Annotated in this window: 4 protein-coding genes; 3 read left to right on the forward strand and 1 reads right to left on the reverse strand. The window is 70.3% G+C overall.

Going from position 1 to position 3,885, the window contains the following annotated elements:
* The 3 genes from IY392_RS09565 to IY392_RS09575 form a co-directional block, all read left to right on the forward strand.
* Positions 1–1,439: threonine/serine exporter family protein (locus tag IY392_RS09565; protein WP_309234130.1), on the forward strand; the 1,439-nt coding region annotated here is incomplete at its 5' end.
* A gap of 68 nt (positions 1,440–1,507) precedes the next feature.
* The gene (locus tag IY392_RS09570; RefSeq protein ID WP_107748799.1) at positions 1,508–1,696 is read left to right on the forward strand and encodes a hypothetical protein; all 189 of its coding nucleotides are present in this window, start codon (positions 1,508–1,510) and stop codon (positions 1,694–1,696) included.
* Between the two features lie 30 nt (positions 1,697–1,726).
* The gene (locus tag IY392_RS09575; RefSeq protein WP_194861080.1) at positions 1,727–3,175 is read left to right on the forward strand and encodes a trehalose-6-phosphate synthase; all 1,449 of its coding nucleotides are present in this window, start codon (positions 1,727–1,729) and stop codon (positions 3,173–3,175) included.
* Positions 3,176–3,228: 53 nt separating this feature from the next.
* Here IY392_RS09575 and IY392_RS09580 read toward each other — a convergent pair.
* On the reverse strand, positions 3,229–3,885 hold a 657-nt coding region (locus tag IY392_RS09580), incomplete at its 5' end, for a hypothetical protein (protein ID WP_228549225.1).

A 3,885-nucleotide genomic window follows, 5' to 3' on the forward strand; every position in this document is an offset into this window, starting at 1 on the left:
GCCGTGCCCCCGACCGCCGTGCCCTCGGCCGTCGGGGACTTGACTACGGTGTCCACGTGGAGACCCGCGACGCACCCGCACCGTTCACCCGCCCCCTGGCGTGGCTGGGTCTGCGCAAGTCCACGATGGACCTGGCGGTCGAGCCCCCGCTGTCGCCGATGGCGCCGGTCGACCTGGACGACGACGGCGCCGTCACCGACGTGCTCAATCTCGCTCTGGAGATCGCCGGCATCCTGCTCTCCTCCGGAGAGGGCGCGGCGGACACGGTCGCCCAGGGGGAATCGGTCGCGGCCGCATTCGGCCTCCCGGGCGCCACCGTCGAGGTCACCTTCACGTCGCTGACCATCGGCGTCAACCGCCGTCGCGGACGACCCCCCATCTCCGTCATACGGGTCGTCGACTACCGCACGATCGACATGACGAGGGTGACCCGCGTCGCGCGCCTCATCGACCTCATCGTGCGGCGCCAGTTGACCGTCGAACAGGCGACGGCCGAGGTCGAGCAGATCATCGCCTCACCCCACCCGCACACCTTCCGCGTCGCGGTCCTGGGCTGGGCGATGCTCGGCTTCGCCGTCGTCATCCAGCTGGGGGGCAGCCCGCTGGCCGGTCTCCTGTCGATGGTGTCGACGTTCGCCCTGATGTACGCCAACAGGTATCTCGACGGACACCGCCTCCCGAAGTTCTTCCAGCAGATCGTGGGCGGGTTCATCGCCGCCGCCTGGGCCCTGTTGGCCTACGTGATACTGAGCGACGACTTCGTGGACATCCAACCGTCCGCCCTCGTGGCCGCGGGGATCATCGTGCTGCTCGCCGGGCTCACGCTCGTCGGTGCCATCGAGGACGCGATCACCGGATTCCCCGTCACGTCGGCCGGCCGTGGCGTGGAGACGATGATCCTCACGGGAGGGATCCTCGGCGGCATCACCATCGCCCTGGCGGTGTTCGCGCGACTGGGGATGTCCCCACCCCCCATCGACCCGACCATCTCCGGCAACGCCCCGCTCTTCCTCACCGTCTTCGCAGCGGGCGTCGGGGCCGCCGGATTCGCCGTGGCCAGTTACGCGACCGTCCGCGCGACGTGGCTGGCCGCGACCGTCGGGGCCGTGGGGATGCTCATCTTCCAGGTCGTCCTCACGACCGGGTTGGGTGTGGTGGTGGGTTCCGCGCTCGCGGCCTGTGCGATGGGGCTCTTCGGAGGCATCCTCGCCCGCATCGCGACCGTCCCGCCCCTCATCGTGACCATCGCCGGGATCACGCCCCTCCTGCCCGGGCTCTCGGTCTACCGGGGGCTGTCCGCGCTCACCAGCGATCAGACCGGTATCGGCGTGGGGTTGATGTTCCAGGCTCTGGCGATCGCGGTGGCCCTGGCCGCCGGCATCGTCTTCGGCGAATGGGTCACGCGAAATCTCCGCAGGTCCGCGGCCGCCGACCAGTGACGTACGATGTCAACGGACGCCCGCGCCCCTCCGGGCCCGCCGTCCCATAACGACACGGGAGGACACACATGGCAAGCGCCGCAGCGGCCAGCAAGGAGCCCGAGCTCGACGTCGACCTCGAGCCCGTCGCCGACGAGACCGCGTACCAGGCCCAGAGGATCGTGGCCTCGTACGCCGCCGACGCGGACGAGTGCCTGATGCTGCTCGAGATGCTCGGGATCGGCCCCGAGAAGGTCGACCCTGCCGACGTCGACTAGCCGCATCACGGCGACCACGGAAGGGACGGGATGACGCGCGCGACCGAGCAGACGCCGCCGGAAGCCGGTGCGGACTTCGTCGTCGTCGCCAATCGGCTACCCGTCGACCTCGTCCGTGACAAAGACGGCCGGGAGCACTGGAAGGCCAGCCCCGGCGGGCTGGTGACGGCCCTGGAGTCCATCCTCAAGGCCAACCACGGCGCCTGGGTGGGCTGGCCCGGCGTGGCGGACGCCGCCCCCGAGCCCTTCGACGCCGACGGCATCCGGCTGCACTCGGTCACGCTGTCCGCCGAGGATGTCGGGCTCTACTACGAGGGGTTCTCCAACGGCACCCTGTGGCCGCTGTTCCACGACGTGGTGGTCCCTCCCGAGTACCACCGCGAATGGTGGAACGCCTACGTCGCGATCAACCGCCGGTTCGCCGAGGCCACCGCCGCGGCCGCCGCCACCGACGCCACCGTGTGGGTGCAGGACTACCAGCTGCTGCTCGTTCCCCGCCTGCTCCGCGAGATGCGGCCCGACCTCACCATCGGGTTCTTCCTCCACATCCCGTTCCCTCCCGTCGAACTGTTCATGCAGCTCCCGTGGCGCTCCGAGATCGTCGAGGGCATGCTCGGCGCGGATCTGGTGGGGTTTCACCTGCCCGGCGGCGCGGACAACTTCCGGATCCTCGCCCACCGGCTCGGTGGTCATCCGTCGGTACGTCTCCGGTCGACCCGTGGGCGGGCGTCCGAGATCCGGGTGGACGACCGGAAGGTCCGGGTGGGGGCGTTCCCGATCTCGATCGACTCGGCCGCCATCGACGCGGCCGCCCGCGAGCGCGATACCCGGGCCCGCGCGGAGCGCCTGCGCAGCGAACTCGGTTCTCCCCGGATCCTGCTGCTGGGCGTCGACCGCCTCGACTACACCAAGGGGATCGACGTCCGCCTGCGCGCGCTCGAGGAGCTGTTCGAGGAGGGTCGGCTCGAGACCGCCGATGTCACCCTGCTCCAGCTCGCCACCCCGAGCCGCGAGAGGGTGGAGCAGTACCAGATCATGCGCTCGCGCATCGAGGAGTCCGTGGGCCGGATCAACGGCAGTTTCGGCGAGATCGGGCACCCTGTGGTGACGTACATCCACCGGCCCGTGCCGAAGTCCGAGCTCACAGCGTTCTACGTGGCCGCGGACGTCATGCTGGTCACCCCCGTGCGGGACGGGATGAACCTGGTGGCCAAGGAGTACGTGGCCTCCTGCACCGACGGCGAGGGCGCGCTGGTGCTGAGCGAGTTCGCCGGCGCCGCCGCCGAACTCCGACAGGCGTACCTGTGCAACCCGCATGACCTGGAGGGGGTCAAGGACGCCATCATGGCGGCCGTCACCGAGCCGAAGGACGACCGCCGTCGACGCATGCGGGCGCTCCGGCGACAGGTGTTGGCAAACGATGTCCACGCGTGGGCGCGGCGGTTCTTCGAGACGCTCGACGCCACCTCAGACGAGTAGTCGCCGCTGGTTCCGACGAGTAGTCGCAGCTGGTTCCAGCGAGCGAACGACCGTCACAGGGCCTCCAGCTCACCCAGCTTCCAGGTTCCGTCAACGCGCTCCATCGACAGGCTGAGCCGCGATGCCGAGCTGGCCGCCTCGGGTTCCTCCCTGGTCGACACCATCCGGTTGAGCATCACCAGGACCGTCACGGTGTCACCATCCACGACTTCCTGAGGTGCGGCCGCCGCCACGGTCGCGTACACACTGGCTTCCTGCTGTTTGGCCGCGGAGGCGACGGCGGGCATGGACTGCTCGACGAACTCCGTGAGCGCGGGATCGGTGAGCCGCTCGCGGACCGCCGCCAGTTCCGCGTCGACGGTCCTGTGATCGTAGGTGAACATCTGGGTCGCGATCTCGCGCGCCGCGTCAGTCGCGGCGCGCGGGGCGTCCGCGATCTGCTGTTCGGTGGCCGCCTCGCCCCTCGCCTCGACGTACTGCCAGGTCGACACGCCGGTGACGGCGAGAAGGACCACGGACGCCGCGGCCAGGACGGCGATGAGCCTGCGCTGACGAGAGGGGTCGATCGACTCCCGCGCGGGCGTCGGTGACACGGGGTCCGGTGACACGGGGTCCGGTGACACGGGGTCCGGTGACCCTGCAGCAGCGGCCGCGCCGGAACCGCCGTCGGCCTCCGCCGCCGCCTCGGCCGAGCTGGTGCGCGGCATGGC

This window comes from Dietzia sp. SYD-A1 (assembly GCF_015356725.1).
In the GTDB taxonomy this organism is placed as follows: domain Bacteria; phylum Actinomycetota; class Actinomycetes; order Mycobacteriales; family Mycobacteriaceae; genus Dietzia.